Source organism: Rhizobium sp. YTUHZ045, from assembly GCF_051124255.1.
In the GTDB taxonomy this organism is placed as follows: Bacteria; Pseudomonadota; Alphaproteobacteria; order Rhizobiales; family Rhizobiaceae; genus Rhizobium.
Genome location: NZ_CP101432.1, coordinates 1,794,275 through 1,820,297 on the forward strand (window position 1 = coordinate 1,794,275; position 26,023 = coordinate 1,820,297).

Annotated in this window: 27 protein-coding genes and 1 pseudogene; 11 read left to right on the forward strand and 17 right to left on the reverse strand. The window is 61.0% G+C overall.

What is annotated here, in order from left to right; genetic code table 11:
* Positions 1 to 22: 22 nt before the first annotated feature.
* Positions 23 to 1,813 carry an ABC transporter ATP-binding protein gene (locus NMA58_RS09120; RefSeq protein WP_434713080.1) on the reverse strand — a complete coding sequence of 597 codons (1,791 nt, stop codon included), beginning with the start codon at positions 1,811 to 1,813 and terminating at the stop codon, positions 23 to 25.
* A gap of 394 nt (positions 1,814 to 2,207) precedes the next feature.
* Positions 2,208 to 3,071, reverse strand: a complete 864-nt coding sequence (locus NMA58_RS09125; protein WP_434713081.1) for an ornithine carbamoyltransferase — start codon at positions 3,069 to 3,071, stop codon at positions 2,208 to 2,210.
* 577 nt (positions 3,072 to 3,648) lie between these two features.
* On the opposite strand from NMA58_RS09125, the gene NMA58_RS09130 reads away from it, so the two are divergent.
* Entirely contained in the window at positions 3,649 to 3,930 is a 282-nt protein-coding gene (locus NMA58_RS09130; protein WP_434713082.1) for a DUF982 domain-containing protein, read from the forward strand.
* Positions 3,931 to 4,091: 161 nt separating this feature from the next.
* Here the strand turns inward: NMA58_RS09130 and NMA58_RS09135 are convergent, their stop codons facing one another.
* The gene (locus tag NMA58_RS09135; RefSeq protein WP_085778098.1) at positions 4,092 to 4,919 is read right to left on the reverse strand and encodes a nickel-binding protein; all 828 of its coding nucleotides are present in this window, start codon (positions 4,917 to 4,919) and stop codon (positions 4,092 to 4,094) included.
* Positions 4,920 to 5,331: 412 nt separating this feature from the next.
* On the opposite strand from NMA58_RS09135, the gene NMA58_RS09140 reads away from it, so the two are divergent.
* From NMA58_RS09140 to NMA58_RS09150, 3 genes are all read left to right on the forward strand, one after another.
* Positions 5,332 to 5,589 carry a DUF982 domain-containing protein gene (locus tag NMA58_RS09140; protein ID WP_085778099.1) on the forward strand — a complete coding sequence of 86 codons (258 nt, stop codon included), beginning with the start codon at positions 5,332 to 5,334 and terminating at the stop codon, positions 5,587 to 5,589.
* 124 nt (positions 5,590 to 5,713) lie between these two features.
* Positions 5,714 to 5,884, forward strand: a complete 171-nt coding sequence (locus NMA58_RS09145) for a hypothetical protein (protein WP_176536259.1) — start codon at positions 5,714 to 5,716, stop codon at positions 5,882 to 5,884.
* A complete protein-coding gene (locus NMA58_RS09150) occupies positions 5,884 to 6,114 on the forward strand; it encodes a hypothetical protein (RefSeq protein ID WP_183703164.1) in 231 nt (76 codons plus the stop codon). Before NMA58_RS09145 ends, NMA58_RS09150 begins: the two co-directional genes overlap by 1 nt.
* A gap of 59 nt (positions 6,115 to 6,173) precedes the next feature.
* Here the strand turns inward: NMA58_RS09150 and NMA58_RS09155 are convergent, their stop codons facing one another.
* From NMA58_RS09155 to NMA58_RS09185, 7 genes are all read right to left on the reverse strand, one after another.
* Entirely contained in the window at positions 6,174 to 6,566 is a 393-nt protein-coding gene (locus NMA58_RS09155) for a RidA family protein (RefSeq protein ID WP_183703167.1), read from the reverse strand.
* A gap of 51 nt (positions 6,567 to 6,617) precedes the next feature.
* The gene (locus tag NMA58_RS09160) at positions 6,618 to 7,199 is read right to left on the reverse strand and encodes an NAD(P)H-dependent oxidoreductase (RefSeq protein WP_097598558.1); all 582 of its coding nucleotides are present in this window, start codon (positions 7,197 to 7,199) and stop codon (positions 6,618 to 6,620) included.
* A complete protein-coding gene (locus NMA58_RS09165) occupies positions 7,196 to 8,605 on the reverse strand; it encodes an FAD-binding oxidoreductase (protein ID WP_434713083.1) in 1,410 nt (469 codons plus the stop codon). The genes NMA58_RS09160 and NMA58_RS09165 overlap by 4 nt, the downstream gene beginning before the upstream one ends.
* A gap of 1 nt (position 8,606) precedes the next feature.
* A complete protein-coding gene (locus NMA58_RS09170; protein ID WP_434713084.1) occupies positions 8,607 to 9,920 on the reverse strand; it encodes a cytosine deaminase in 1,314 nt (437 codons plus the stop codon).
* Positions 9,920 to 10,762: an ABC transporter permease gene (locus NMA58_RS09175; protein ID WP_434713085.1), complete on the reverse strand. Its 843-nt coding sequence runs from the start codon at positions 10,760 to 10,762 to the stop codon at positions 9,920 to 9,922. The genes NMA58_RS09170 and NMA58_RS09175 overlap by 1 nt, the downstream gene beginning before the upstream one ends.
* Positions 10,759 to 11,586, reverse strand: coding sequence for an ABC transporter ATP-binding protein (locus NMA58_RS09180; RefSeq protein WP_434713086.1), 828 nt, complete (start codon positions 11,584 to 11,586; stop codon positions 10,759 to 10,761). Before NMA58_RS09180 ends, NMA58_RS09175 begins: the two co-directional genes overlap by 4 nt.
* A 68-nt stretch (positions 11,587 to 11,654) precedes the next feature.
* On the reverse strand, positions 11,655 to 12,668 hold the full coding sequence (locus NMA58_RS09185; RefSeq protein ID WP_434713087.1) for an ABC transporter substrate-binding protein: 1,014 nt from the start codon (positions 12,666 to 12,668) through the stop codon (positions 11,655 to 11,657).
* Between the two features lie 182 nt (positions 12,669 to 12,850).
* Here NMA58_RS09185 and NMA58_RS09190 point away from each other — a divergent pair, with 182 nt between their 5' ends.
* Positions 12,851 to 13,801 carry a LysR family transcriptional regulator gene (locus NMA58_RS09190; protein ID WP_085778110.1) on the forward strand — a complete coding sequence of 317 codons (951 nt, stop codon included), beginning with the start codon at positions 12,851 to 12,853 and terminating at the stop codon, positions 13,799 to 13,801.
* Positions 13,802 to 13,815: 14 nt separating this feature from the next.
* On the opposite strand, the gene NMA58_RS09195 is transcribed toward NMA58_RS09190, so the two are convergent.
* Positions 13,816 to 14,613 (reverse strand): creatininase family protein, encoded by a 798-nt coding sequence (locus NMA58_RS09195; RefSeq protein ID WP_183703182.1) that lies wholly within the window; start codon positions 14,611 to 14,613, stop codon positions 13,816 to 13,818.
* Between the two features lie 232 nt (positions 14,614 to 14,845).
* On the opposite strand from NMA58_RS09195, the gene NMA58_RS09200 reads away from it, so the two are divergent.
* Positions 14,846 to 15,325, forward strand: coding sequence for a DUF2938 domain-containing protein (locus tag NMA58_RS09200; protein ID WP_097598551.1), 480 nt, complete (start codon positions 14,846 to 14,848; stop codon positions 15,323 to 15,325).
* 180 nt (positions 15,326 to 15,505) lie between these two features.
* On the opposite strand, the gene NMA58_RS09205 is transcribed toward NMA58_RS09200, so the two are convergent.
* The 3 genes from NMA58_RS09205 to NMA58_RS09215 are packed head-to-tail and all read right to left on the reverse strand — an operon-like array spanning position 15,506 to position 18,497.
* Positions 15,506 to 16,147, reverse strand: coding sequence for a ThuA domain-containing protein (locus NMA58_RS09205; RefSeq protein ID WP_097598550.1), 642 nt, complete (start codon positions 16,145 to 16,147; stop codon positions 15,506 to 15,508).
* Positions 16,148 to 16,164: 17 nt separating this feature from the next.
* Complete coding sequence (locus NMA58_RS09210) at positions 16,165 to 17,265, reverse strand: Gfo/Idh/MocA family protein (RefSeq protein ID WP_434713089.1); 1,101 nt, start codon at positions 17,263 to 17,265, stop codon at positions 16,165 to 16,167.
* Between the two features lie 32 nt (positions 17,266 to 17,297).
* Positions 17,298 to 18,497: an ROK family protein gene (locus NMA58_RS09215; RefSeq protein WP_434713090.1), complete on the reverse strand. Its 1,200-nt coding sequence runs from the start codon at positions 18,495 to 18,497 to the stop codon at positions 17,298 to 17,300.
* A gap of 198 nt (positions 18,498 to 18,695) precedes the next feature.
* Here NMA58_RS09215 and NMA58_RS09220 point away from each other — a divergent pair, with 198 nt between their 5' ends.
* The 5 genes and pseudogenes from NMA58_RS09220 (at position 18,696) to NMA58_RS09240 (ending at position 22,959) form a co-directional block, all read left to right on the forward strand.
* Positions 18,696 to 20,000 carry an extracellular solute-binding protein gene (locus NMA58_RS09220; RefSeq protein WP_221114876.1) on the forward strand — a complete coding sequence of 435 codons (1,305 nt, stop codon included), beginning with the start codon at positions 18,696 to 18,698 and terminating at the stop codon, positions 19,998 to 20,000.
* A gap of 81 nt (positions 20,001 to 20,081) precedes the next feature.
* Complete coding sequence (locus NMA58_RS09225; RefSeq protein ID WP_430959995.1) at positions 20,082 to 21,020, forward strand: carbohydrate ABC transporter permease; 939 nt, start codon at positions 20,082 to 20,084, stop codon at positions 21,018 to 21,020.
* A complete protein-coding gene (locus NMA58_RS09230) occupies positions 21,013 to 21,861 on the forward strand; it encodes a carbohydrate ABC transporter permease (RefSeq protein ID WP_221114878.1) in 849 nt (282 codons plus the stop codon). Before NMA58_RS09225 ends, NMA58_RS09230 begins: the two co-directional genes overlap by 8 nt.
* 113 nt (positions 21,862 to 21,974) lie before the next feature.
* Positions 21,975 to 22,640: pseudogene (locus NMA58_RS09235) on the forward strand (ABC transporter ATP-binding protein); the annotation flags it as partial.
* Positions 22,600 to 22,959, forward strand: a complete 360-nt coding sequence (locus NMA58_RS09240; RefSeq protein ID WP_434713091.1) for a TOBE domain-containing protein — start codon at positions 22,600 to 22,602, stop codon at positions 22,957 to 22,959. The pseudogene NMA58_RS09235 and the gene NMA58_RS09240, both read left to right, overlap by 41 nt.
* Positions 22,960 to 23,184: 225 nt before the next feature.
* On the opposite strand, the gene kdgD is transcribed toward NMA58_RS09240, so the two are convergent.
* The 3 genes from kdgD to NMA58_RS09255 form a co-directional block, all read right to left on the reverse strand.
* Positions 23,185 to 24,111, reverse strand: coding sequence for a 5-dehydro-4-deoxyglucarate dehydratase (gene kdgD, locus NMA58_RS09245; RefSeq protein ID WP_221112380.1), 927 nt, complete (start codon positions 24,109 to 24,111; stop codon positions 23,185 to 23,187).
* Between the two features lie 36 nt (positions 24,112 to 24,147).
* The gene (locus NMA58_RS09250; RefSeq protein ID WP_085778121.1) at positions 24,148 to 25,122 is read right to left on the reverse strand and encodes a mannonate dehydratase; all 975 of its coding nucleotides are present in this window, start codon (positions 25,120 to 25,122) and stop codon (positions 24,148 to 24,150) included.
* 64 nt (positions 25,123 to 25,186) lie between these two features.
* Positions 25,187 to 25,897 carry a FadR/GntR family transcriptional regulator gene (locus tag NMA58_RS09255; protein WP_221112382.1) on the reverse strand — a complete coding sequence of 237 codons (711 nt, stop codon included), beginning with the start codon at positions 25,895 to 25,897 and terminating at the stop codon, positions 25,187 to 25,189.
* Positions 25,898 to 26,023: the final 126 nt, after the last annotated feature.

A 26,023-nucleotide genomic window follows, 5' to 3' on the forward strand; every position in this document is an offset into this window, starting at 1 on the left:
ACATATCGAAGGAGAAGGCGGTTTATGCCACCAGGCCCTTGGTCAGTTCCAGCGCCTGCCGCTCAAACAGCCGGCGATAGATGCCGCCGTTGAGCCGGATCAGCGCCTGGTGGTCGCCTTCTTCGACGATTCTGCCCTTGTCGAACACCAGCAGCCGGTCCAGCGCCCGCACCGTGGACAGCCGATGGGCGATGACAAGCGTCGTGCGGCCGTCCATCAGCCGTTCCATAGCCTGCTGGATCTGCACCTCGCTTTCGCTGTCGAGGCTCGACGTCGCCTCGTCGAGGATCAGGATCGGGGCATCAGCCAGGAAGGCGCGGGCGATGGCGACACGCTGTCGCTCGCCGCCCGACAGCTTGACGCCGCGTTCGCCGACCATCGTCTCATAGCCCTTGGGCAGGTCCATGATGAAGCCGTGTGCATTGGCCTGTTTCGCCGCCTGCTCGATCTCGCGCCGCGAGGCGTTCGGCCTGCCGTAGGCGATATTTTCCGCAAGCGTCCGGTGGAACAGGATGGGCTCCTGCTGCACGATGGCGAGCTGACCGCGCAGGCTCGATTGCCTGACCTCGGCGATTTCCTGGCCGTCGATGCGAATGGCGCCCGAGTTCACGTCGTAGAGGCGCTGGATGAGCTTGACGAAAGTCGTCTTGCCCGAGCCCGAATGCCCGACCAGGCCGACGCGCTCACCGGGTTTTATGGTGACCGAAAAATCCTCGTAAAGCGGGTCGGGATGAGCGCCATATTGGAAGGTGACGCGATCGAAGACGATCTCGCCCGCGCCGATCGTGATCGGCTTGGCGTGCGGCTTGTCCTCGATGCCGAGCGGCATCCTGTCGAGCAGTACCAGCTCCTCCATGTCGTTGACGGCGCGCTGCAGGTTGCGGATGTCCTGGCCGACATTGCGCAGATAGCCTTGCAGAACGAAGAACATCGCCAGCACGAAGGTGATGTCGCCGGCGCTCGCCAGCCCCTGCCGCCACATGATCAGGCCCGTCCCCAGAATGCCGGCCTGCATGGATACCATCATGATGCCCTGGATCGTGCCGCTCAAGGTGCCGCGCTTCCATGTCCGCCGCGTGCGGCTGTCCCATTTGCCCAGCACGTGGCGCAAGCGGGCCTCTTCGCGGTTTTCAGCCCCGAAGGCCTTGACTACCGAATTGCAGCTGATGGCGTCAGCGAGCGCGCCGCCGAGCTTGGTGTCCCAGGCATTGGCAAGCCTTGCCGCCGGCGACACGAAGCCCATGGAAAGCGCTACAGTCACGCCGATATAGACCAGCGACCCTGCAGCCACGATCAGGCCCATGACCGGCCAGTAGCTGCCGAGCACCATACTGGCGCCGACCAGCATTACGAGGGACGGCAGCAGCGCGACCAGCAGCACGTCGTTGAGCAAGTCGAGCGCCCACATCCCGCGAGTGATCTTACGCACCGTCGAACCGGCAAAGCTGTTGGCGTGCCAGTCGGTCGAGAAGCGCTGCACCTTGTGGAAACCGTTATTGGCCACATCGGCCATGATGCGCAGCGTCAGCCGGATAATGCCGTCGAAAATGAACCAGCGCAGCACGACACTGGTGAGGCCGAGCACCACGACGACGACGAAGGCGCTGAGCGCACCGTCGGCGGCGTGACCGCCGGCAATGGCATCGACGATCCGGCCCGAAAACACCGGCACCATGACCTCGGCAAGCGTGCTGGCCGCAACCAACACAATGATAACGCCCACCAGAACAGCACGGTGGCGCCAATGATGAAAAACAAAGCCGAGCACGTGACGATAGGCGTCGGCGCGGAAATCGAGCTTCTTGCGAGTCATTTTAACCAGCCCGGCCGGTATCGGAAACCGGTCCTCAAAATCGAGAGTTAAAAGGCAGCCACGCGGAAGACGAAGTGATCCCGTCAGATCAATCGGGCTGTGAAGGGAGAAAAAACCGCATATCGCGCGCGCTAGGGGCGAGCCGCGAATGGATATGACCTAGCGTCGGGACATACCGCACGGGAAGGCTTCGATGATTGCTGATGTCATTCAACGCCTCCCTTATGTTCGATCTGAAGCGGTAGCGTTTTGTAGCGAAGCAATTCGCCCTTGCCAAGAGGGAATTTACAACCCTACGGAAAGTGATGCGAAAACGACACAATTGAAAGACTGGGAAAATTCGTGCGCGCTGAGGGTCGCGAGCCGGATCACGTCGAGGCGCAACCCCCGATCGTCAAGATGTCGCCCACTCCATCAGCGCATTCTGGGCGTGAAGCAGGAATGCTTTTGCGGGACAACTTTGGCAGGCAGGGTGCAACATGGCGTCGACGGTTACTTCCTGCCCTCTTGCGACTGGCGGGCATGGCAAAAAGATCATGTCGCGCTGTCCCTTATCGAGGAGCGTTGCCGTTACTTGATACTCGATCAGCTCGTTTTCTCTCGCGTCTTTCGGCCACGAGTCCGTGATGATGACGTCTGCTGCAAGGGCATCCCGGATATCCCGGCTGGTTTCGAAATTCTGGTTCAGGAGATTGGGATCGGTCACCTGCCAGCGCTCCGGATAGACTTGGACGACGCGGATGGGCATGGATTTCGATGCCTCGACCCAGGAACGAAGAATGTTGGCATCCGGCGCGATCCCGGCGACCTTGAGGCCTTCCAGTGATCCCCTGACGCTCTTGATATAGGCGAGATCGCCGAGCGTTTCACATGGATGATTTAGTCTTGTCCGGGCATTGATGACAGGCGCATCCATGACTGCCGCGAGCTCTTGCAAGGTAGCGAGTTCCTTCGTCCTGACGACGAGAAGATCGAACCAGTTATCGAGATAGCCCGCAAGGTCCGCTGTGGCCTCGCGGGTGTTGAAGCTGATCGGCGGTTGCACGCAGACGCCGCCCATGGCCTTGACGCCGAGATCGAAGGCCGCCGTGTTCCGCCATCCCGTGTCGTCGGCGATAACACCAACTCGCTTGCCCAGCAGCGACTGTGGCATCGTGCGGTCCGCCCAATGCTTCGCAAGCTGGCCGGCTCTGTCGATAATCGCAGTGATGGTGTCCAGCGGCAACGCGTGGAACTCGAGGAAGTCTCTATTCGGCATGGAATTCACGGTGTTTCCAATGTTTCTGTTGGCTATGCAGGAGATCGACCGCTCGGCAATGGCTGTTTCCAGGCCTCCTGATGCGCCAAACCTCTGATCGGCAAACCGGTCTTTCAATAGCTGCACGAGCGAGCATTGCCGGGTCTGAAACCGCCCGCACAGGCCGGGTTCCTGGACGTATCCAGCTGATATTGAAAATCCTCCCTCTCCGGCCTTGCGGGCGAGGTGCAGGAAGCCGTGAGCGTGGACAAGCCGATTATCACGCTGGTCGCGAACAAGGTGAGGAATCGGGGCATCGAGCTTCTCCTGAGGTTTGTCTCGGCAATCTATCATGCCGATACAACCAGATGCGAGGACCGGCGAGAGTGATCACGCTGATCTGATAGGAAATGGCTTCGATCATCGAGCGATCGTCCCTCGTGATCCTGCAATCCCGATAATCTGCTCGAGCTATTCTGCGATTATGGAAGGAAGTTCATAGTGTTCTCTAGCGAACTAATCCCGATTTCGCCTTGAACAAATCGGCGATTTTCAGTAATATTGTTCTATAAAAAAGTAATATAAATGGGAGGTTACTATGTCGGAAGCTCGGTTCGAGCCGGTTTTTCTTCATCGTCAGCATTTCGTCGCCGAGATCACAAGTCTCGACGAAATCTTCGATTTTCTGGATGAGTGGCCGCAGGACAAGCGAGGTCTGGCATATGACACTCTGCTGAAGGCGTGCAGGGATACCGCCAAGGGGGCATTTCCTCTCAGCGCCGCGCGCGAGAATTTCCGCCGTTTTCTGAAGATGTCGGGCATGCTCGACAGTGGCCCCAAATTCGAGGGGATGGGCGATCGAAATGTCGGCAATGCTTGAAGAGCCACGTCTGTTCGTGGCGATCTGAGCTGGCGTGCTGCCACGTCATAAGCGGCGCGTCCCGAATCTTCGGTCATAACCGACCGCGGCGCCGCGGAATGCCGCAACAGTCTCAGCGGATTTCACCGGCTCTATGCGCGTCGCCCCCGTCGCGACGCGCTTTAGCCAAGGCTGGCACCCGCCCAATCGCAGCGGAAGACCAGCACGGGCTTCGAAAATCCCTTGATGCGCCGGCGCGTAGCGTGGGCAAAGAGGTCGCCGGCGCCAAATTCCCGGAATATATTCTCCGACACGAGGATCTGGTCACTGGCTGCGGCCGCGCAGAGGCGGGCTGCGAGCTGCACTGTGGAGCCGAAGAGGTCGTTGCTGTCCTCGACCGGCTCGCCGCAATCGAGCCCGATGCGAACATGGATCGGCTCGGCCTTGCTGCCGTTGTAATGCTGGAATTCCTGCTGGATCGCCATGGCGCATTCGACGGCTGCGGTCGTCTCCGCGAAGGCGGCCATGATGCCGTCGCCGGTGTGCTTCACTTCGCGGCCGGAATTTTTGCCGAGGCACCGGCGCACGATCGCGTCATGCGCCCTGACCAGCTCCGTCCCCATGCGGTCGCCGAGGCGCGCCGTCATCTCGGTCGAGCCGACAATATCGGTAAACAGGATCGCCCGGTGGCCAGGATCCATCCGCGGCGCGGATTGGCCCGGCGCCGGATCGGGGTCATTGATGCGACCGAGAAAGGCCTCGACAGCCGACAGAGCCACCTCGACGACCTCATTAGCGACGAAACCGTGCGCTTCGCGATGTACGCAGTGGACGGTTTCGACATCGGGCGCATCCACCAGACAGAAGGCCGTACCGCGCCGCTCGTCGAACCAATAAGTCAGAAACTTGACGCCGTATCGATCCTGAATGTCGATATCCATGCGATGCGCCTGGGCAACCTCGGCGGCTGACGTTCCTTCGAGGTAGTGCCGGTCCATGAAGATAGGCATCGCGCGTCCTCCCAGATCCGCCGCGTGCAAGAGATGGCATTGTACGATCTGGATTCATTCCCGTCCACCTTCGGGACAATCAATGCCTGATCGTTGCCAGGCGTTGCTTCCGAGAAGCAACGCGTTGCTGCACGCCCGATAGAATATGCATGGATATTGGTCATTTTAATGAGTGGGTGTAATGAGTTCAGTCTGATATTTACCATAATCGGTCGTTTAATGCTGATAGCGAGAGTTCCGGAACCCCTCGAGAAGCTTCAGACGTTTCCCGTTTCAAGCGTCGCCTGCCGGATCCCGCCGGGAGAGACGTGTCTTTCACGGTCATGGTGCCAAGGATCGAAGGCCGCTGCCAACGGCATGCTAATTGCAAAGTATCGGTTAGCTCGCCGAAATGAGGAAAAGCTGTAGCAAAGTGAGACAGACGGCAAATTTTCGACCGGTAGGCCTGGCCTCCATGGGGCTCGGCCATTATGCCGTTATCAACTCAGTGTGGGATGCCGCGCGAACGCTGCTCCGTGACTGGCCGGTGGATGACGGCGAAGAATATTTCGAAGCGGTCAAGGCCTGCTTGGATGCGATTACCGGCGATCTCTCGCCGGATCATGTGCGCGCCGTCTTCATCAGGGCTGCGCAGGAGGCGGGCATCGCCGTCATAGAAGCCGCCGACTGACCAGCGGCCGCATTCTGACCAGCGGCGCATCCTAGTTCCCGTTTCCAAGACACGCTCGTCGTCGCACTTGACTTCTTCAGCTAAAAGTCTAAATTAGAACAAAACAGGAACATTGGAGATGGTCATGACACATGCGGAACAGGTGATCGCCGACGCCCTTGCCCTCGTCGAAGCCTCTCGCGCCGCCCGCGAGCGGGATCAGCAGCGCCGCGCCGCTTGGCAGAAAAAGGTGGAACTCAGCCGTCCGCTGCCGCCTCTGCCGCGCCCGGTCCAATTGCCGCTGGCGCTGAACTGATGCGGCCGGTTTTGAAATCCCGTCAGGCCAAGCCTGATCAGTTGGAACCCGATGATGCTTGGGAAGTGGAAGCCGTGCTCGCCTGGCATGACGATGATGCCAAGGCGGCGATCCGTTCGCTGCTCGACGACTGCAAGCATCTGCGCCGGCAACTGGCGCTGGCCGAACGACTGATGAGCCGCGGCATGGCGCGCGGCTGGACGCCGCGTTACGAGCGCGACGCGCTTTAGACAATCGGGCGCAGGCAACTGAAGCAGCGACTGACGGGGAGGCAGGCGTTCGGCTCGCTTCAGCAAAACACCTTGGCGGCCGTGACTTCGACTTCCACGAGGAATTCCGGGCGGGTGAATCCGCCGACGATGATCAGCGTCGAGGCCGGCTTCGGATCGAGCGTGTAACGATCACGCACGGCCATGTAGGCTGGGAAATCCTCTCGCTTCGTCACGAAGGCGGAGATGCGGATAACGTCGGCAAAACTCATCTCGGCCTCGGCGAGAATTGCCTTGATGGCTTCGAAGCAGAGTTCCGCCTGTGCGCCGATATCCTCCGGTACCGCCTCGTCGGGGGCGATGCCGAGCTGGCCCGAGGTCACGAGCAGGGAGGCGCCCGGAGGCACCAGCAGCCCGTGATTGTAATGCCCGAATGGGCGGCGGACGGAGATCGGGTTAAAAACCTTCTTCATCGGAAATCCCTGCCTGAACCAGGTGTTTCGGCGGACAGTCCTTCCGCATGCTCAGAAACGCTCCATCGCGCTCTTCACCTTCTGCAGGAACCGTGTCCGCGTTTCCTCGGTACAATTATTCATGTCGTAATGGGCAAGAAAGGTGACCGGCCGCAGCGGGTTGATCTGCGCTCGCAGCACGCGCTTGACGATCTTCCTCGGCGGGTTGCCAGCCACGAAGGCGCGGAACGGCGTCGCGCCATAAGTCAGCACGGCGGCGAGCTTGCCGATATGGCGCAGCCGCGATTCCACCTTGCCGTCGATCAGCTCGAAGGAAACGCCTGGAAGCCAGACGCGATCGAAATAACCTTTCAATATCGCCGGGAAGCCGAAATTCCAAACCGGCGTGACCAGGACCAGCCCTTGCGCCCGTTTCAGCCGCTCGACATAGGGTTTCACCAGCGCGATATTGTCGGGGTAGTCGTGATAGGCGAGCCGGTCATGCCGGGAGAGAACGGGATCGAAATTCTCGGCGTAGAGATCGCATCCGTCCACTTCATGGCCGGCTTTGCGCAGGCTTTCCAGCGTCTGCTTATAGAGCGCTTTGCCGTAGCTTTCCTCCACCGGATGCGAATGCAGCACGAGCACCCTCATGAGGCCTCCATGAGGCCCGCAAGGCCGGGGAAGAGATAGTTCTTGCCGGCATTGAAATCGAAGTCCGGGTTCTCCCAGGCGATCATCTTGCCGGGATTCAGAAGCCCTTTCGGATCGGTTTCGTGCTTGAAGGCAAGCTGTACCTTGTCGGTGCGCTTCATGCCGCCTTCCTCGAGCGTGTAGCGGTGCGGGTTGAAGATCGGGCAGCCGTGATCCTGGTGGATCCGGATGATTTCTTCAAGGCGCTCCTCTGTGGTATAGCGCACCAGCGGAAGGCCGGAGCACTGGATCTGCCCGTCGAATTTGATGAACTCAAGATGCCCCGGAACTTCGTCGCCGAAGATCTCCACCATCTTGGCGACCTTGGCCACGTGATCCGGCCCCGGGTACTGGACCTGCAGGTAGGTGAACCCAGGATCGACCTTCAGCGCCCGCAACGTCGTGTGGTTCCAGGCAAGTTCATAGGCATGCGGAATGCCCTTCATGCTCTCGACCTTGTCGGAGCGGAAGATCACTTCGCCCTTGTGGGCCGAGGTGAAGGCGAGGAAGGCATCCATCGCATGCGGCGCGATCATCAGCACCACCACCGACTGCCCCTTGCGGATATAGGGCTTGTGGCGGGTGAAATAGTCGTACGGGATCGGTGCGGCGATCGGGGCGATCTCCTTGACGAGGATGCCGTTGCATTTGGCAAGCGCATCGGAGAAGCGCACGCAGGCCATGAAGTCGTCATAGCCGACGAGAACATCGACCCAATCATAGGCGGGCGCCAGCGGCATTTCGATCTCGGTGATGACGCCGTTGGTGCCGTAGGCATGGCTGACCTTTTGCAGATCCCAGCCGGTGAGATCGAGCACGCGCGGCTCGGCCTCCATGGTGACGACGCGCAGGCGCAGAATATTGCCGAGATCGCGCAAGCCGCCCCAGGTGATCGAGCCGACGCCGCCGGAGCCGCCGGCGATGAAGCCGCCGACCGTCGCCATCTGCGCCGTCGAGGGATGGAACCGCAGTTCCTGGCCGGAATGAGTTTTGGTCTGCTTGTCGAGCTGGGCGATGATGATGCCCGGCTCGCAGATCACCCGGCCGGGATGAATTTCCTTGATCTTGTCCATGGCGGCAAGGTTCAGCACGATCCCGCCGGAAAGCGGCATCGCCTGGCCGTAATTGCCGGTGCCGCCGCCGCGCGGCGTGACCGGCACGCCATGCGCGAAGGCGACCTTCAGCGTCCGGATGACCTCTTCTTCGTTTTTCGGCGTGACGACGAGATCGGCCGTCACATTGTCGAGCTGCGCCTTCAGGATCGGCGAATACCAGTAGAAATCACGGCTCTTCTGGCGCACCAGCGCCGGATTGTCTTCTATGGCGATGCCTTCGAGTTCCTTTTTGATCGTCTGATAATCCGGCATGTCAGGCTCCAACGACGCTGTCGAGTTCACGATAGTCCGGCAGGCTGCGGTCGATCACCTTGCCGCGTCGAAGGACGACGCGGTCGGACTGCGGACGGGAAAGAAATTCGCTCCAGCGCCTGGCGCTGAAGAGCACGAGATCAGCTGCAGTGCCGACGGCGATGCGTCCCATATCCGGTCGGCCGAGAATATCGGCGGGCGAGGTGGTTACAACCCGTGCGGCCGTATCCAGCGGATGGTCGAGATGCAGGATGCGGACCGCCTCGCGAAACACTTCCACCGGGTCGAGATCGCCATAGGCATAAAAGGGGTCGCGGGTATTGTCGGAGGCGACCGCCGTTGCGACGCCGGCTGCCGCCAGTTCGTGGAAAAGTGTGACGCCGCGCCAGCGCGGTGTGCGGCCGAAATAGCGGTCCTGCAGATACGTGTTGCACATCGGCAGCGAGACGATGGCGAGTCGGGCCTCTGCGACGAGATCGACCGTGCGTTTTGCCGTCTCCTCGTCCTGGCGGGCGAGCGAGCAGCAATGGCCGGCCGTCACCTTGCCGCCGAAGCGGTTGCGCAGCACGGCTTGCGCGATCGCCTTCAGGGTTTCCGCAGCCGGATCGTCGGTCTCGTCGACATGAAGGTCGACATCGAGGCCATTATCAGCCGCAGCCCTGAACAACATGTCGAGCTGGTTGTCGAGATCGCCGCTCATCCGGGTGACGCCGCCGATCAGCCCGCCCTTTTCGCAGACCACAGTGACGAGATCGGCGAAATAGGCGGCGTCCGCCATGTTTTCCATCGGAAACAGCGCCACCGCCTGTAAGGCGATCCTGTCCTTCCAAACATCGCGCATTTCGGCAAAGACCTCGAATGAAATGCGGTGCTGCGGCGCAAGGGAATCGAGATGGGTCCGAATGAGGCTGGTGCCGTGTGCGTAGGCGCAGCGCAGGGAGAACTCCATGCGCTTCTTGACGTCGGCGGCCGACCAGTTTGCCTCGCGGTCTGCGCGCACGGCCTCCAATGCCCCCGGGAACGTGCCGTCCGGATTGGCGTTGCGCGGCCAGATGTGGCCCTTGTCGAGATGCGTATGCATGTCGGCGAAGCAGGGCCAGACCATGCCTTCCTTGAGGTCGGATTTCGCAATTTCGGCGGGCGCTCCGCCGGGCGGCAACAGGGCGGAAATCACACCGTCGGCGATGACGATATCGGCCCGCACGAGCCCCTCGACGGCAGGTGCGTCATAACCGGTGACGGCAGCTGCAGGCAGAGTCGCATTGCTCAGCACGAAGCGGCCGGCATTGGGCGGTGAAATGAAGGAATAGGTCATCAGTTTTCCCGTTTCAGGCTGCTCTCGTGCCAGCGGTGCAGGGCAAGCCACGAAATGAAGGAGGTTACGGCGAAGATCGCCACGCCGAGCAGCGAGAGCATCAGCAGCGCCGCAAAGAGGCGCGGAATATTGAGCCGGTATTGCGCTTCGAGGAGCCGGAAGGCGAGGCCAGAGCCGGCGCCCGCCGAGCCCGCGGCAAACTCGGCGACGACGGCTGCAATCAACGCCAGGCCGCCGCCGATCCTGAGACCGGTCATGAAATAGGGTTGGGCGGCCGGCAGCTTGAGAAAGAGCAGCGTCTGCCAGCGCGAGGCGCCGTAGAGCTCGAACAGGTTGATGAGATTATGGTCGACGCTTTTCAGCCCCTGCACCATATTCGAAAGGATCGGGAAAAAGGCAACGAGAAAGGCGCAGATGAGAAGCGCCACCTGCGTCGACGGCGCATAGATCAGGATCAGCGGCGAGATCGCCACGATCGGGGTGACTTGAAGAATGACCGCGAGCGGATAGAAGGCGAGTTCTATCCAGCGCGATTGCACGAGGAAGATCGCAAAACCGACGCCGCCGACGAGCGCCAGCATCAGCGATACCAGCGTGATCTTGGTGGTGACCCAGAGGGCAGGGGCAAGCGTGCCCCAATCGGTCACGAAGGCATTTGCGACCGCGGCCGGGCCCGGCAGGATATAGGGCGGCACGCCGGACAGTCTGACATAGGCAGACCAGATCAGGATCAGCGCCGCGATCACCAGCAGGGGGATCAAGATGCGCAACGCCAGATCGCGGCTCCGGGCGCTTGCAGTGGTTTTGACAAGCAGCGGCGCTGCGGCCGGTTCGTCACTCATCGATGGTCCTCCACCGCGTTGATCGCCCCGATCAGCGAATGCGAGACCGTCTCGCAAGCTCTGCGGTATTCTTCCGAAGTGCGGTAATGGGCATCGCGTTCCAGGCTGGTCGTCAGCGGCAGGTCGGCATGAACGCGCCCGGGCCTTGCCTTCATCACGACGATGCGGTTCGAGAGATAGGCGGATTCGAAGACCGAATGGGTGACGAAGATGACGGTGATGCCGGTCACCTTCCAGAGGCGCAGCACGTCGTCGTTCAGCCTCTGGCGGGTGATCTCATCAAGTGCTGCGAAGGGCTCATCCATCAACAGGAGCTTCGGCCTGGTCACGAGCGCCCGAGCGATCGACACACGCATCTTCATGCCGCCGGAGAGTTCGCGCGGATAGGCGCTGGCGAAATCCTGAAGCCCGACGGTGCTCAACGTCTCCAGGATCCGATCGTGCGCCGCAGCCTTCGAAACATGTTTCAGTTTCAGCGGCAGATGGACGTTATCGAAGACGGTCTTCCAGGGCATCAGCGTCGGCTCCTGAAAGACGAAGCTGATGTCGCCCTCAGGGAGACCCTTGGAGTTGATGCGCGAACTCGGCCAGTCGATCGCGCCCGAGGTCACATTGCCGAGGCCGGCAATGATGCGCAGCGCGGTGGATTTGCCGCAGCCGGACGGACCGAGCAGACTGATGAACTCACCGCTTTCCACGGTCAGCGACATGTTCGAAAGGGCTACGGTTCCGCTGGAGAAGACTTTGGAAACCGATTGCATGACGGCCAGCGGCCGCTTGCGCATCTCTTTCGGTGATTGGGCCTGAGCTTCTGCTGGGGGCATTGCCTGTCTCGTTCATGCAGGGGAGTGATCCGCCGTGTTCGCGGCGGATCGCAGGCGGCGTCTGCGGCTTACTTCTTCATCGCCATTCCGGTGCCTTTGCAGACGAATTTCGTCGTGAAGGCCTTGGTGTAATCCGTCTCCGGCTTGAACACCTTGATCGCTACCATTTCGTCGAAGAAGGCCTTGTAATGCGCCTCGGTCAGGCAGCCGATGCCCTTGTCGAGGCTGTCGCCGGATTCAATGATGCCGTATTCCTTCATCTTGGCGATGGAGTAGGCGATCTGACCATCCGTCATTTCGGGATTGTCCTTCTTGATCAGCTCATTGGCCTTCGCGTTGTCGCCATAGAGATAGTGGTACCAGCCTTCGATCGAGGCATCGACGAAGCGCTGGACGACATCCGGCTTACTGTCGATCATCGCTTGCGTGGTGGTGATCATCGTCGAATAGGGAGAGTAGCCGTTGTCTGCGAGCAGGAAGACTTTCGGTTCGAATCCGGCCTGCTTCTGGATCTCGTAGGGTTCCGAGGTAAGGTAGCCCTGCTGTGCCGAATCCTTGTCGGCAAGGAAGGGCGCCGGGCTGAAATTGTAGGGCTTGAACTGCTCGTCCCTGAAGCCTTTGAAGTTCGCCTTCATCCACTCGAAATAGGTGAGATAGCCGTCCTTGCCGAGGAACAGAGTCTTGAGCTTCGCGAGATCTTCGAATTTCTCGATGCCGGCATCGGGATGTGCAATCAGCACCTGCGGATCCTTCTGGAAGATTGCCGCGACATCGACGAGCGGAATACCCTGCTCGACGGCCGAGATCTCGCCCTGCGGCCCACCCATGTAGAAATCGATCTTGCCGGAGATCAGAAGCGCGCTGTTGGCGGCGTTCGGACCGCCCTGCACGATGGTGACGTCGAGGCCGTATTTGGCATAGGTGCCATCGGCCACGGCCTGGTAGAAGCCGCCATGCTCGGCCTGCGCCAGCCAGTTCGTGCCATAGCTGACTTTGTCGGCGCCATGGGCCGAGACGGCGGCGGCGAACATGCCGCCAAGGCCGATGAGTGCGGAAACCGTATTCTTCAGTACATTGGGCATGATCAGCGTTCCCCTTCGGAGTTCTCGGCGTCTGCGATGACGTCGGATTTTCTTCATAGGAGCGGTTGCTTTGCTCTTTGAAAAGCATCAAATTTCGTGCGCAACGATGCCTTTTCGGCATCTCACCCAAAGCCTGTGCCTAATTTACGCTGCGTGCTTGATTTTTGTGCAACGAGGTCCTGATGCTGCACTCCAGAAAGCTTCTCTATATCAATGAGATCGCGCGATCGGGCTCGATCCGCAAGGCAGCGGCACGGCTGAATGTGGCGTCTTCGGCGATCAACCGGCAAATTCTCGCACTGGAGGAGGAAATGGGTGCGCCGCTGTTCGAGCGCCTGCCGCGCGGGCTGCGCCTGACGGCCGCCGGCGAGCTCTGCATCGAACATATTCGCGAGGTGCTGAAGAATTACGAACGGCTGGAGGGACGCATTCGCAGCCTGAAGATGCAGCAGGCGGGCAAGGTCCGGCTGGTGACGACGGTCGGCCTTGCGGCCGGGCCGCTACCTGAGATCATCGCGCGGTTCCAGTCGGAACATCCGCGCGTCTTCATGCAACTGCGCAACGACGCCGGCACGATGACGGTCAATCCTGTTTTGTCGGGCGAGGTCGATATCGGCCTCGGCTTCAATATTCCGGCAACGCCCGGCATCCGCACCCTCGGCAATTTCGACATACCGATCGGCGTGGTCCTGCCGCCCGGCCATCATCTGATCGGCCCCGGCCCGATCAACCTTGCGGATATCGTCCAGGAGCGCCTGGTGCTGGCGCAGCAGGGGACCAGCCTGCGCGACGTGATCAATCTGGCCCTGGCGCGCCTCGACGTGCATGTAGAACCGGTGCTCGAAACCAATGCCTCGGAGATGCTGAAGAAACTGGTCAAATCGGGGGCGGGGCTGACGATCCTGAACCCGCTCGACGTCATCACCGAATGCCGGCAGGGCGAACTGGTCTTCCGGCCGATCGCTGAGCCGCATGCGCGCCATCAGCCGATGAAGCTTTTTGCCCGCGCCCGTGCGCCGCTTGATTCCGCCACCAGCCTGTTCGTCGAGTACCTCCTGGCCGAACTGGCCGGCCTGGTGCAGGAGCTGCAGGCCAAGGGTCACATCGCGGCCTATGCTTCCGCCGCCATGTGAGCCACCGCATCGCCTTACTTCGAGTAGAGATTGGAAAGCGGGTAACGCTTCAGGTCGTAGAGCAGCTCGATAAAGCCCCTGACCTGATGGCGGCAGATTGCTTCGCCCTTTTCTGACGTCCCGAGCGACGCGTCGCCGACGACGCCGTTGGGATTGAGGTCGTGGGCGATCCAGGCGAGCGAATGCGGCGGCAGCGGCTGAAGGTATTTCGATTGGTCGCGCATCCATTCCGCCTTGGAGGTGAAATTCTGCGCCTTCTCCATTCGCACCAGATCAGGTCGGAAATGGAGCATCAGCGAGGTTTCCACCTCGCCGCCATGGATGCCGTATTTCAGCTCATGGTCGCCGATCATGCCCTCGGGATGGCCGAAGCGGCCCCATTGCGTGGAGACGACGGCCATCGCGTAGCGCACGCGCAGCTCGCGCGCGACGATGCTCATGATATCGACATTGCCGCCATGCGAATTGACGATCACCATTTTGCGGATGCCTGCTTCGGCAACCTTTGAGCCGATCGCGGTCCAAACCGGAATGAGCAGTTCGGCGCCAAGCGACAGGGTTCCCGGCCCGTAAATATGTTCATTGGCCTTGCCGATTTCCTGCGTCGGCAGCACCAGGCAATCGAGATCGGCGGGCTTCTGCTTCCGCAACTCGGCAAGCATGCCGGTTGCGATAGCGACGTCGGTAGCAACTGGTAGATGCGGCCCGTGCTGCTCGGTCGAGGCGATCGGCAGGATGGCGATCGTGGTGTCCGCAGACAATCCCGCGAAGTCGTCGCTGACCAGTTCGTTCCAGTAAAATGGCACTGTCATTGCCGTTCGCCTCTCATTGCCGTTCGAGACAGTGAGTAGGGAATAACGCTACCTGCGAAAAGCATCAATTTGCGGCCGCACCGATGCCTTTTTGCGGATGATGGAGCAGTTGCCCCATCGACGGCGCCTCTTGGCCGCAATGTCTCGGCGAATGTCATGCCGAAACCATTGCGCAAGCGCCTCTGCAATGGTTCTCTGGCGCCTCTATCAAAACGCTCTCCGGTGATTCCCGATGTTCGATATTTTATGGCGCGGCCTGGCGATCGGCGCCGGCGCAACCATCCTCATGGACCTCTGGGCAATTGTGCTTGCCAAGTTCTTCGGTCAGCCGCCCGCCAATTGGGCGCCGGTCGGCCGCTGGTTCTGGCATCTCGGCCGCGGCAAGGTCTTTCATGACAGCATTGCCGATGCTGCGCCTTACGCGAATGAACTCGCTCTCGGCTGGATCAGCCATTACGTCGTCGGCATCCTCTATGGGGTGATCTTTGCGCTCATCATGGGAGAGGGATGGTTCGCCGCACCGACATTTCTTCCCGCCTGGATCTTCGGCATCGTCACCGTCGGGGCAGGGTGGTTCCTGCTGCAGCCGGGCCTCGGCCTAGGCTGGGCTGCTTCGAAACATCCAAAGCCGATGAAGGTGCGGTGTTTCAATCTGCTGGCGCATACGGTTTTTGCATTAGGACTTTATGGTACGGCGTTGATTTTGCGCTGAGATCGCCGCTTGCCCCTCACCCTAGCCCTCTCCCCGTAAACGGGGCGAGGGGACCTGCCTCGCGAGAGGTCGGAGAGGAATGGGGAGGTTGCGGCATGGTCCCTTCGCCCCGCAAGCGGGGAGAAGGTGGCGGCAGCCGGATGAGGGGCAGGACAAACCCACGAACCGAACAGCCTTATCTCACCGCGCTGCCCAATTGGCGCCGCGGCGGAAGATGGTCTTCATCTCGGGCACGTCGAACTCCTTGGCCTGGTGGCCGAGCGAGGAATAGAACACGCGCCCTTTGCCGTATTTGCGCTTCCAGACGACCGGCATGACGACGCCGTCGATCCAGTAGGCGTGTTCGCCGCTAAACCTGGTCGTCGCCAGGACCTCGTTCGAGGGGTCGACATGCATGTAATATTGCTCTGACCTATAGGGGAAGTCGGCAATCCCCTCCATCAGCGGATCGTCGGGGCGGGTGATGTTGACGGTGTAGTCGATGATGTTGCCAGGATGGGCCACCCACTGGCCGCCGATGATGAACTGATAGTCGACGGAGTCGCGGAAGGCATCGCCGGCGCCGCCATGGTAGCCGGCGATGCCGACGCCGCTTTCGATCGCGGCGGCGAGGTTCTTGACCTCCTCCTTTTCGATCTTCGACATCGTCATGATCGGCACGACGAGGCTGAGATCATGGACCGAAGGGTCGGCAAGCGCCTCGGTGCCGTGTTCGAGATAGACCTTGAAGCCGTCTTCCTCGAGCATGGTCTTGATGATTTCGGCGCATTCCTGCGGCTCGTGTCCGCTCCAGCCACCCCAGACGATCAGTGCTTCACGCATTCTCTTTCCTCCTGAAACTATTTCGCCAGCCGTCCGTCGACGATCGAATCGGACAAGGGGGCAGGGCGTTCGACCGCCGTTGATATCGTCACCGTCCGGCCGGTCTCGGACGCTGTATGGAAGGCTTCCATGACTTCAAGCACATGCAGCGCAAGGTCGCCGTTGGCGCGGTGCGGACGGTCGGAGCGGATCGCATGCGCCATGTCGGCGACGCCGAGCGAGCGATAATTGCCGTCGGCATAGGGTGCGATAATCGGCTGGTCCTCGAAGGCGCCGCCCTTCTTCAGATATTCGACAGGGCCGGCGAACTTGTTGGGGTCGGGGACGATAAGCGTGCCCTCGGTTCCGTAGACTTCGAGCGGCACATGCTTATGGCCGGCGACATCGAAGCTCATGACGATCTGCACGACGGCGCCGTTGGAAAAAGCCATCATGCCGGCGACATGGGTCGGCACATGCACCGGAATTCGCTCGCCATTGCGCGGCTCGCTGGTAATCAGCCGTTCGGCCCGCGGCGTCGTCGCAAAGCCGGCGACCTGCGATACCGGTCCGAGCAGATTGATAAGATCGGTGATGTAATAGGGACCCATGTCCAGCATCGGCCCGCCGCCGACTTCGTAAAAAAAGGCCGGGTTCGGATGCCAGCGCTCATGCCCCGGGCACATGAAGCTTGCCGAGCCCCCGACCGGCTGGCCGATGACACCTTGGTCGATCAGGGCGCGGGCTGTCTGGTGGCCGCCGCCGAGGAAGGTGTCGGGCGCCGCGCCGATGCGCAGATTTCTCGCCTTGGCGGCGTCCGCCAATTTTTTCCCTTCCGCGAAATTAATCCCGAGCGGCTTTTCCGAATAGGTATGCTTGCCGGCATCGAGCGCCTGCAGCGCGACGGCGACATGGGCTTTCGGGATGGTCAGATTGACGATGATTTCGACCTTGGGATCGGCGAGGAGTTCCTCGACGGACTTGACGGGCACGTTGAATTCGACAGCCTTCGCCTCTGCCAGTTCCCGGTTGAGATCGGCGACGCCGCGAATGTCGAGAATGGGGAAGGATGCCATCGCCGTGAGATAGGCGCCCGAAATATTGCCGCATCCGATGATGCCGATACCGACTTTGTCCATGAATTCCTCCATTGATCTTGAGTATGCGCTCCTCAGAGCGCCGGCCCGGTGGTGCTCCAGGGCGATTCATAGAGTTCGTAGAGCGCTACTGCAGCAGCGCCCTGCGCCCAGAAATCATCGCTCGAATCGTCGAAGACGAGTTCGCTGACGCCCCTCAGCGAGGGCGGAATGGCAAGCGCATAGGCGTCGCGCAGGCTGTTCAAGAAGGGGGCGCCGAGCGCCAGGCTGGAACCGACGAGAATGACCCGCGGCGGCGCAAACAGCGTGACGATATTGGCGATGGTTAATCCGATAGCTTCGCCGGCGCGGATGGCAGAGGCGATCAGCCGGTCGTCGTCGGCCTTGATCAGCGCCTGGGCATGGGTCATGCCGCGCCCGAGGCGGATGGCTTCGGCAAAACGGCCGTCGGCCTGATGTTCGCCGAGGATAGCGCTTTCGCCGGCCTGGCTGAAGAGCCGCACCACGCCGTTCGGTCCCATGCCGAGGACAAGATCGCCGAGGTTATGGCTGAGGCCGCCGGCGCCGCGGAACAGGCGGTTGCCGTGCAGTACGCCGAGACCGAGTGTCTGTTCCAGCGAAATCAGCACCATGTCCTCAAGATCGCGGGCCTTCCCGAACCAGTGGTGGCCGAGCGTAATGGCATGGGCGTCGCTTTCGACGATGGTCGGCGTCGACAGCCGCGTCGACATCTCGGCGGCGAAATCGACATTGATGTCGCGAAAGATCGGGCTGCTTCTGATGTAACCGGTGCGGTGCTCGACGACGCCGGGAAAGCCGAGGCAGATGCTGTCGATATCTTCGAGCGACAGGCCGGCATCGACGACGCAACGACGGACGCCGTCCTCGACGAGGTCGGCGATAACGCCGATCGGCTGCCGGTCAATGCGGATCGGCAAAGCCAGCTTCGACAGCACGTCGCCGCGGAAATTGGTGACGACGAACACCATGCGGCTGGCGGCGATCTTGCCGCCAACGACGCGGGCGGCGTCGGGATTGAGTTCCAGCGCCACGCGCGGCCTGCCGCGCACCGCCTCATTGCGGATATCGCCCTCATGCCGCGGCAGGATCAGCCCGTCATCGAGCAGCGACGCGGTGATGGCCGAGACGGTTGTCGTCGACAGCTCCGTCCGCTCGCTGATTTCGATGCGCGAGATCGGGCCATGGCGCCGGATGGTATCGAGCACGTTCAAGCGATTGATCGCGCGCATCAATTCTGGATCTGCAGTCTTCATGAAAATGTGCCGGCAGTCGTTTGGTTGGCTGAAACCAATATTTATAACGGGTTACGAATTAAATAGCAGGCAATTCCACGGGGCTGTCAAGCGAATTTGGCAAAAATTAACGCGTTGGGTTGACATCCGGCACAAGGTCCGCTGAATTAATCCGCATTGGGGAAAAATTGTGAGGATAGGTCCCCTGGGAGGAAGATCATGCATTTCATGCTGAAGAACGCCGGTCTCGGCGGCAGGCGCATTGTATCCATGGCCGCGGCAGCCGGCATGTTGCTGGCCGGAGCCGGGGCCGCCTCGGCGGCGACGGTGGTCAAGTGGCTGCATCTTGAAACCGATCCGAAGAACGTCGCCGCCTGGGAAGACATCGTCAAGAAATACGAAGCCCAGCATCCCGACGTCGACATCCAGATGCAGTTTCTCGAAAACGAGGCCTTCAAGGCCAAGCTTCCCACGCTGCTGCAGTCTGACGACGTCCCGGATTTCTTTTTCAGCTGGGGCGGCGGCGTCCTGAAGCAGCAGTCCGAGACCGGCGCGCTGCAGGATGTGACGGCAGCTCTCGATGCCGATGGCGGCAAGCTGCGCAAGGCCTATACGCCCGCCTCGGTCGACGGCCTGACCTTCGACGGCAAGACCTGGGCGATCCCCTACAAGGTTGGCCTGGTGAGCTTCTTCTATAACAAGGCGCTGTTTGCCAAGGCAGGCGTCAAGGCCGAAGACATCAAGACCTGGACCGATTTTCTTGAGGCGGTGAAGAAGATCAAGGCGGCCGGTATCGTGCCGATCGCCGGCGGCGGCGGCGAGAAATGGCCGATCCACTTCTACTGGAGCTATCTCGTCATGCGCGAAGGCGGCCAGAAGGTCTTTGACGCGGCCAAGAAGGGCGAGGGCGAAGGCTTCCTCGATCCGGCCATCATCAAGGCCGGCGAAGATCTCGCCGAGCTCGGCAAGCTCGAACCTTTCCAGCCCGGCTATCTCGGCGCAACCTGGCCGCAGACGCTCGGCGTTTTCGGCGACGGCAAGGCGGCGATGATCCTCGGCTTCGAGGCGACCGAGGCCAACCAGCGCAAGAATGCCGGCGACGGCAAGGGGCTTTCGCCCGACAATATCGGCCGTTTCGTCTTCCCGACGGTTGAAGGCGGCGCCGGAAAGCCCACCGATACGCTTGGTGGCCTGAACGGCTGGGCGCTCACCAAAAAGGCCTCCAAGGAAGCGATCGATTTCCTCACTTTCCTGACGAATGCGGACAACGAGCGGGCCATGGCCAAGGCCGGGATGCTCCTGCCTGTTGCCGTCGGCGCCGATGACGGTGTCGTCAACCCGCTGCTCGCCGAATCGGCCAAACAGCTTGCGGGTTCGACCTGGCATCAGAACTTCTTCGACCAGGATCTCGGTGCGGCCGTCGGCCGTGTCGTCAACGACGTCTCGGTGGAAATCGTCTCCGGACAGATGAACTCCAAGGACGGCGCCCAGATGATCCAGGATGCTTTCGAACTGGAACAATAACCTGCGCCCGCAGAACCTTCCGGCGCTCCTGTCAATCGGGAGCGCCGGCATCGCTGCCGACGAGATGCGAAAGCAGGAACCATGGCCAATATCTCAGTCCTATCGACACCGAGCGCCGCAAGGCCGGCAAGACGAGCCGCAAACCGGAAGAGCTCGGTCGCCCACGACCGCCTGACCGTGCTGTTGCTGTTTCTGCCGCCGGCGCTGCTGCTCTTCACGCTCTTCGTCATCATGCCGATGGGCGAGGCGGCCTGGTACAGCCTCTATAAGTGGAACGGTTATGGCACGCCGACGGAGTTCATCGCCCTCCGCAATTTCCAGGTCCTGTTCCGCAACGCGGCTTTCACCCAGGCGCTCGTCAATAACGGCCTGATCATCGTCATTTCGATCTGCATCCAGGTGCCGCTCGCCATCTGGCTGGCCACCATGCTGGCCCACCGCATTCCCGGTGTCGTCGCTTACCGCCTGATCTTCTTCCTGCCCTATGTGCTGGCCGATGTTGCCGCAGGCCTCATCTGGCGCTTTGTCTATGATGGCGACTACGGCCTGTTTGCCGCCATTTCCAACTTCTTCGGTTTCGCCAATCCTTACGTGCTCGCCGACAAGGAGCTGGCGATCTATGCCATCCTCGGGGTCATCGTCTGGAAATATTTCGGCTTCCACATGATGCTGTTCATCGCCGGCCTGCAATCGGTCGACAAGAGCGTGCTGGAGGCGGCCGAGATCGACGGCGCCACCGGCTGGCAGAAATTCCGCTACGTCACGCTGCCGCTCCTCGGCTCCACCCTGCGCCTTTCAATCTTCTTCGCCGTCGTCGGCTCCCTGCAGCTCTTCGACATGATCATGCCGCTGACTGGCGGCGGGCCGTCGAACTCGACGCAGACGATGGTCACCTTCCTCTATACCTACGGTGTCATGCGCATGCAGGTGGGTCTGGGCAGCGCCGTCGGCGTGGTGCTCTTCATCATCTGCGTGACACTCGCCTTCGGTTACAAAAGGATCTTCATGCGCCATGACTGATATGAGCTCTTCCATCCGCATGAGGACATCCACCCGCATCTATCTCTACGTATCGCTGAGTCTGATCGCGGCGATCGTGCTGGTGCCGCTGCTGACGACGGCGCTCGGCGGCTTCAAGACCCTGGGCGACCTGCGCACCAATCCCTTCGGCCTGCCGACGGAATGGCAATGGGCGAACTACACCGACATCCTCTTCGGCGAGCGCTATTGGCTGCAGATCGGTAATTCGCTCGTCATTGCGGCGCTGACCGTGCTTTTGACGCTGATCGTCTCGTCGATGGCGGCTTTCGCCTTTGCCCATGTCCGCTTCTTCGGCTCGTCCTTCCTCCTCAATTATTTCCTGCTCGGGCTGATGTTTCCGGCCGCCACCGCGATCCTGCCGCTCTTCATCCGCATTCGCGACCTCGGCCTGCTCAATACCTATTGGGGTGTGGTGCTGCCGCAGGTCGCCTTCGGCCTCGGCATGAGCATCCTTCTGTTCAGGAACTATTTCCGCAATCTTCCGGAAGAATTGTTTCAGGCGGCCTTCGTCGACGGCTGCGGTTACCTCAAGTTCTTTTGGCATATCTCGCTGCCGCTTTCCCGGCCGATCGTCGCCACCGTCAGCATCATTTCCTTCGTCGGCAGTTGGAACAGCTACATCCTGCCGCTGATCATGCTGAACTCCGAATCCAAATATCCCTGGCCGCTCGGCATCATGGTCTATCGCGGCGAATTCGGCACGGAGTGGCAGCTGGTGCTGGCCTTCATCACGCTGACCATCCTTCCCACCATCATCGTCTTCTTCGTCGCCCAGAGACATATCATCGCCGGATTGACCGCCGGCGCGGTGAAGTCCTGAGCCGACCCATTGGAGGTGCAATCATGGCATCTGTTGAACTGAACGACATCCGCAAGGCCTACGGCGCCGTCGACGTCATCCACGGCATCTCGCTCCACATCGAGGACGGCGAATTCGTCGCACTGGTCGGACCGTCCGGCTGCGGAAAATCGACGCTGCTCAGAATGATCGCTGGCCTCGAGGAGATTACCGATGGCGAGATCGCCATCGGCGGCAAGGTCGTCAACGGCATGACGCCCCGCGAGCGCAACATCGCCATGGTCTTCCAGTCCTATGCGCTTTATCCGCATATGACGGTCGCCGAAAACATGGGTTTCAATCTGAGGCTCGCCGGCGTTACCAAGCCGGAGATCGAGGCCCGCGTCGCTGAAGCGGCCCGCATGCTCGACCTCGCCAAACTGCTCGACCGCAAGCCGGCGCAGCTTTCCGGCGGCCAGCGCCAGCGCGTCGCCATGGGCCGCGCCATCGTGCGCGATCCGGCCGTCTTCCTCTTCGACGAGCCGCTCTCCAACCTAGACGCGAAACTCCGCGTGCAAATGCGCTCGGAAATCAAGACGCTGCACCAGAAGGTTCGGACCACCTCGATCTATGTCACCCACGACCAGATCGAGGCGATGACGCTCGCCGACCGCATCGTCGTGCCTCAACCAGGGCAGGGTGGAGCAGGCGGGTACACCGCTCGAACTTTACAAGAAGCCGGCCAATCTTTTCGTCGCCGCCTTCATCGGTTCGCCGGCGATGAATATGCTCGACGGCACGGTGGATGGCGAAGACGGTGAACCGGCTGCTCGTCTCGACGACGGCACTGCGATCCGCATCGCGCCCGACCGAAAGGTCAGGCGCGGCCAGGCCGTCACTATCGGCCTGCGTCCCGAGCATCTCGTTCCCGGCCTGTCGGCCGGCACGCCGCTCGCCGGCCGCACGATGCTGGTGGAACCCACAGGCGCCCAGACCCATGTGGTCTTCGATCTTGCCGGACAACAGGTGACGGCGATCGTCGACGGCGAATACCCCGCCCGCTACGGCGCCGTGTTCGAGGCGAGCATCGCCAGCGACCAGGTGCATATTTTCGACCGCGGCACTGGTGTGGCGCTGTAGCGAATCTTCAGCCCAGGAGATCGCCGAAACCGGCCCCTCATCCGGCTGCCGCCACCTTCTCCCCGCACGCGGGGAGAAGGGACAAGCCGTGACCTCTCCGTTCCACGCCACGTCTCGTGTGGCACGTCCCTCGCCCTGCGAGCGGGGAGAGGGTTAGGGTGAGGGGCAGCTATTCCCACGAACCGACAGCCGCCGAGCCACCCCGGCGGCCTATTTCGCGATGTATTATTCCGCCGCGATCCGTTCGACGCCGTTGGCCTCGACGATCTTCTCCAGCATCGCTAGTTCTTCCGGGGTGAGATCCGTCAGCGGCGGGCGAACCGGGCCGGGGTTTTGGCCGAGAACGCGGAGCCCGGCCTTGATGATCGAGACGGCATAGCCCTTCTTGCGGTTGCGCAGGGCGACGAAGGGGAAGAAGAAGCTCTTCAGGATCTCGTTGACGGTCGCCTGATCGCCGATGCGCAGGGCGCCGTAGAAGCGCTGGGCGAGCGCAGGCACGAAGTTGAAGACGGCGGAGGAATAGGTCGTCACGCCGGCGGCGAAATAGGCCTGGGCATAGACCTCGTGGGTCGGCATGCCGCCGACATAGACCAGACGATCGCCAAGCCGTGTGGTGATCTCGATCACCTTGTCGACGTCGCCGACGCCGTCCTTGAAGCCGATCAGGTTCGGGCATTCCTCCGTCAGGCGGGCGATGCTATCGGCGGTCAGGATGGCATTGTCGCGGTTATAGACGATGACGCCGATGCCGACCGATTGGCAGACCGCCTTGACATGGGCGATCAGACCGGCCTGCTCGGCAAACATCAGATAGGGCGGCAGAAGCAGCAATCCGTCCGCGCCGGCTTTCTCGGCCGCCTGTGCGATCTCGATGGCGAGCGACGTACCGTACCCGGTTCCCGAGATGATCGGCGTATTGCCGGCCGAGGCCTTGGCGGCTTTGACGACATGCGGGATCTCGCTCGGGTTAAGGGAGAAGAATTCGCCGGTGCCGCCGGCGGCGAAGAGGGCTGCGGCGTCGTAGCCGGCGAGCCATTCGACATGACGGCGGTATTTCGCTTCGTCGAACTTGAGTTCATCGTTGAAATGCGTCACCGGAAACGAGAGCAGACCGCTGCCGACGGCCTTCTTCAATTCAATCGGGTTCATCATCACGTCCTATTCCTTAGGTGTTGAAAATCGATGGTGTCAGGCGCTCTCGAGCACTTGCAGAAGTGCCGCGATGTAGCCGTAACAAAAGGCAAATGCGGTGGCGGACGGGTCCTTGCCGCTGACGGTCGGCACATGGTCTGGCATCAGCATGTATTTGTAGCCGACTTCCTTGTAGATCCTCGCCGAGCGGACCATGTCCATATCGCCCTCGTCGGGGAAGGTCTCCATGAACGACAGCTTGCCGCCGCGAATATTGCGGAAGTGGACGTTGAAAATCTTGTTGCGCTCTCCGAACCAGCGAATGATGTCGTCGATCTCCTCGCGGGGATTTTCGAGCATCTCGCCAACCGAGCCCTGGCAGAAATTGAGGCCGTGATAGGGGTTTTCGCGCATCTGCACAAATTTCTTCAGCCCTTCCACCGTGCCGAGCACGCGTGTGACGCCGCGATAGCCGGGCGGTGTATAGGGATCGTGCGGATGGCAGGCGAGCCGGACGCGATTGCTCTCGGCGACCGGCACGACGCGTTCGAGGAAATAATCGATCCGTTCCCAGTTTTCGTCTTCGGAGAGCACGCCGGCAAGGCCGGGCGCAGCCTGCTGATCGGTCTTCTCCCAGCGAAAGCTCGCATTCATCGACCCGCCGCGTCCCGGTTCATCCGGCGTGCGGGGAATGCCGATCAGGTTGAGATTGTATTTGACCGCCGGAATGCCGGCCGCTGCGACATCTTCGATCATCTGGCAAACGGCATCGATCTGCCGGTCACGCTCAGGCCCGGCAAGCAGGATGTCGGGATAGGAGGCCTTCTCGATCGGCTGCGAGGGCAGGGGCAGCTGGATCATGTCGAGGATTAGGCCGAAGCTCTCGACCTTGTCGCGATGGCGTTCGATATCGGCAAGCGTCCAGCTGCTCGGCTGTCCCGGCGGGTCGGCACTGATATGCTTCACCCCCAATTGCGCGAAGATCCGATAATCATCATCGTCGCGCGCTGCCACCTGTGTTCCAAGATACATCAGAGACCTCTCCAAATCCAACAATGTCATATGACATAATATGAATTTTCGAGGGTGTCGAGCCCTATTGCTGTTCGGCCAGCATCCGATAACGCCGTTGGCTCGCCATCAGATGCGCGCGCATCGCCTGGCGGGCACGGTCGGGGTCCTGATCGGCGATCGCCGACAGGATTTCCACATGCTCGGCATAGACCTTTTGCAGATATTCGCGGTCGTTGGCCTCCGGGAGCGTCGGAAACTGGCCGCGGGGGATGGCGCGCGGGCCGAAATGGCGTAGCACGTCGACATAGAATCGGTTGTTGGTGGCGGCCGCGATCGCCATATGAAAGGCATAATCGGCCTCGACCGTCTGCTGTCCGCTTTCGATCATTTGCGCCATCCGGCGGTTGGCTTCGCGGATCGCCGCTTCCTGCTCGGCGGTGCGGCGATAGGCGGCAATCGCAGCCGCTTCACCCTCGGTAGCCATGCGGAACTCCAGCAATTCCAGGGTTTCCGGAATGCTTTTGATTTCCACCGGCGTCAGCGACATGACCGAATGAACCTTCGGATCCGCGACGAACACGCCTTTGCCCTGGATCGGACGGACGAAACCAGCGGCCCTTAAATCCGCAATGGCCTCGCGCACGACGGTGCGGCTGACGCCGAAGGTCGATTCGAGCTGCGGCTCGGTCGGCAGCTGGTCGCCGACGCGCAATTTCCCCGTCTCGATTTGCGCGCGCAATTGGTCGATGACCTGCTGCGCCAGTCTTTGCCGGCCCCGGCCAAGTGTCGTCATTCTCGTTTCCCCAGTTCCTTTGCCTGATGTCTTCCGCACGGGTCTTGCAATTCAAATCGGACTTCGATAAATCATAATACGACATACGGACGACATAATATGTCTTTTATAGTAATCCAGGGAGGA

What these genes read in the sequence shown, in the direction of transcription:
- NMA58_RS09255 (WP_221112382.1), bottom strand. Translation starts at nt 25,897, where the DNA reads ATGACGACACTTGGCCGGGGCCGGCAAAGACTGGCGCAGCAGGTCATC.
- NMA58_RS09185 (WP_434713087.1), bottom strand. Translation starts at nt 12,668, where the DNA reads ATGCCCAATGTACTGAAGAATACGGTTTCCGCACTCATCGGCCTTGGC.
- NMA58_RS09120 (WP_434713080.1), bottom strand. Translation starts at nt 1,813, where the DNA reads ATGACTCGCAAGAAGCTCGATTTCCGCGCCGACGCCTATCGTCACGTG.
- NMA58_RS09145 (WP_176536259.1), top strand. Translation starts at nt 5,714, where the DNA reads ATGACACATGCGGAACAGGTGATCGCCGACGCCCTTGCCCTCGTCGAA.
- NMA58_RS09150 (WP_183703164.1), top strand. Translation starts at nt 5,884, where the DNA reads ATGCGGCCGGTTTTGAAATCCCGTCAGGCCAAGCCTGATCAGTTGGAA.
- NMA58_RS09135 (WP_085778098.1), bottom strand. Translation starts at nt 4,919, where the DNA reads ATGCCTATCTTCATGGACCGGCACTACCTCGAAGGAACGTCAGCCGCC.
- NMA58_RS09215 (WP_434713090.1), bottom strand. Translation starts at nt 18,497, where the DNA reads ATGAAGACTGCAGATCCAGAATTGATGCGCGCGATCAATCGCTTGAAC.
- NMA58_RS09170 (WP_434713084.1), bottom strand. Translation starts at nt 9,920, where the DNA reads ATGACCTATTCCTTCATTTCACCGCCCAATGCCGGCCGCTTCGTGCTG.
- NMA58_RS09180 (WP_434713086.1), bottom strand. Translation starts at nt 11,586, where the DNA reads ATGCCCCCAGCAGAAGCTCAGGCCCAATCACCGAAAGAGATGCGCAAG.
- NMA58_RS09165 (WP_434713083.1), bottom strand. Translation starts at nt 8,605, where the DNA reads ATGCCGGATTATCAGACGATCAAAAAGGAACTCGAAGGCATCGCCATA.
- NMA58_RS09225 (WP_430959995.1), top strand. Translation starts at nt 20,082, where the DNA reads ATGGCCAATATCTCAGTCCTATCGACACCGAGCGCCGCAAGGCCGGCA.
- NMA58_RS09210 (WP_434713089.1), bottom strand. Translation starts at nt 17,265, where the DNA reads ATGGACAAAGTCGGTATCGGCATCATCGGATGCGGCAATATTTCGGGC.
- NMA58_RS09175 (WP_434713085.1), bottom strand. Translation starts at nt 10,762, where the DNA reads ATGAGTGACGAACCGGCCGCAGCGCCGCTGCTTGTCAAAACCACTGCA.
- NMA58_RS09155 (WP_183703167.1), bottom strand. Translation starts at nt 6,566, where the DNA reads ATGAAGAAGGTTTTTAACCCGATCTCCGTCCGCCGCCCATTCGGGCAT.
- NMA58_RS09240 (WP_434713091.1), top strand. Translation starts at nt 22,600, where the DNA reads ATGAATATGCTCGACGGCACGGTGGATGGCGAAGACGGTGAACCGGCT.
- NMA58_RS09125 (WP_434713081.1), bottom strand. Translation starts at nt 3,071, where the DNA reads ATGCCGAATAGAGACTTCCTCGAGTTCCACGCGTTGCCGCTGGACACC.
- NMA58_RS09230 (WP_221114878.1), top strand. Translation starts at nt 21,013, where the DNA reads ATGACTGATATGAGCTCTTCCATCCGCATGAGGACATCCACCCGCATC.
- NMA58_RS09205 (WP_097598550.1), bottom strand. Translation starts at nt 16,147, where the DNA reads ATGCGTGAAGCACTGATCGTCTGGGGTGGCTGGAGCGGACACGAGCCG.
- NMA58_RS09190 (WP_085778110.1), top strand. Translation starts at nt 12,851, where the DNA reads ATGCTGCACTCCAGAAAGCTTCTCTATATCAATGAGATCGCGCGATCG.
- NMA58_RS09195 (WP_183703182.1), bottom strand. Translation starts at nt 14,613, where the DNA reads ATGACAGTGCCATTTTACTGGAACGAACTGGTCAGCGACGACTTCGCG.
- NMA58_RS09220 (WP_221114876.1), top strand. Translation starts at nt 18,696, where the DNA reads ATGCATTTCATGCTGAAGAACGCCGGTCTCGGCGGCAGGCGCATTGTA.
- NMA58_RS09160 (WP_097598558.1), bottom strand. Translation starts at nt 7,199, where the DNA reads ATGAGGGTGCTCGTGCTGCATTCGCATCCGGTGGAGGAAAGCTACGGC.
- NMA58_RS09200 (WP_097598551.1), top strand. Translation starts at nt 14,846, where the DNA reads ATGTTCGATATTTTATGGCGCGGCCTGGCGATCGGCGCCGGCGCAACC.
- NMA58_RS09250 (WP_085778121.1), bottom strand. Translation starts at nt 25,122, where the DNA reads ATGTATCTTGGAACACAGGTGGCAGCGCGCGACGATGATGATTATCGG.
- kdgD (WP_221112380.1), bottom strand. Translation starts at nt 24,111, where the DNA reads ATGATGAACCCGATTGAATTGAAGAAGGCCGTCGGCAGCGGTCTGCTC.
- NMA58_RS09130 (WP_434713082.1), top strand. Translation starts at nt 3,649, where the DNA reads ATGTCGGAAGCTCGGTTCGAGCCGGTTTTTCTTCATCGTCAGCATTTC.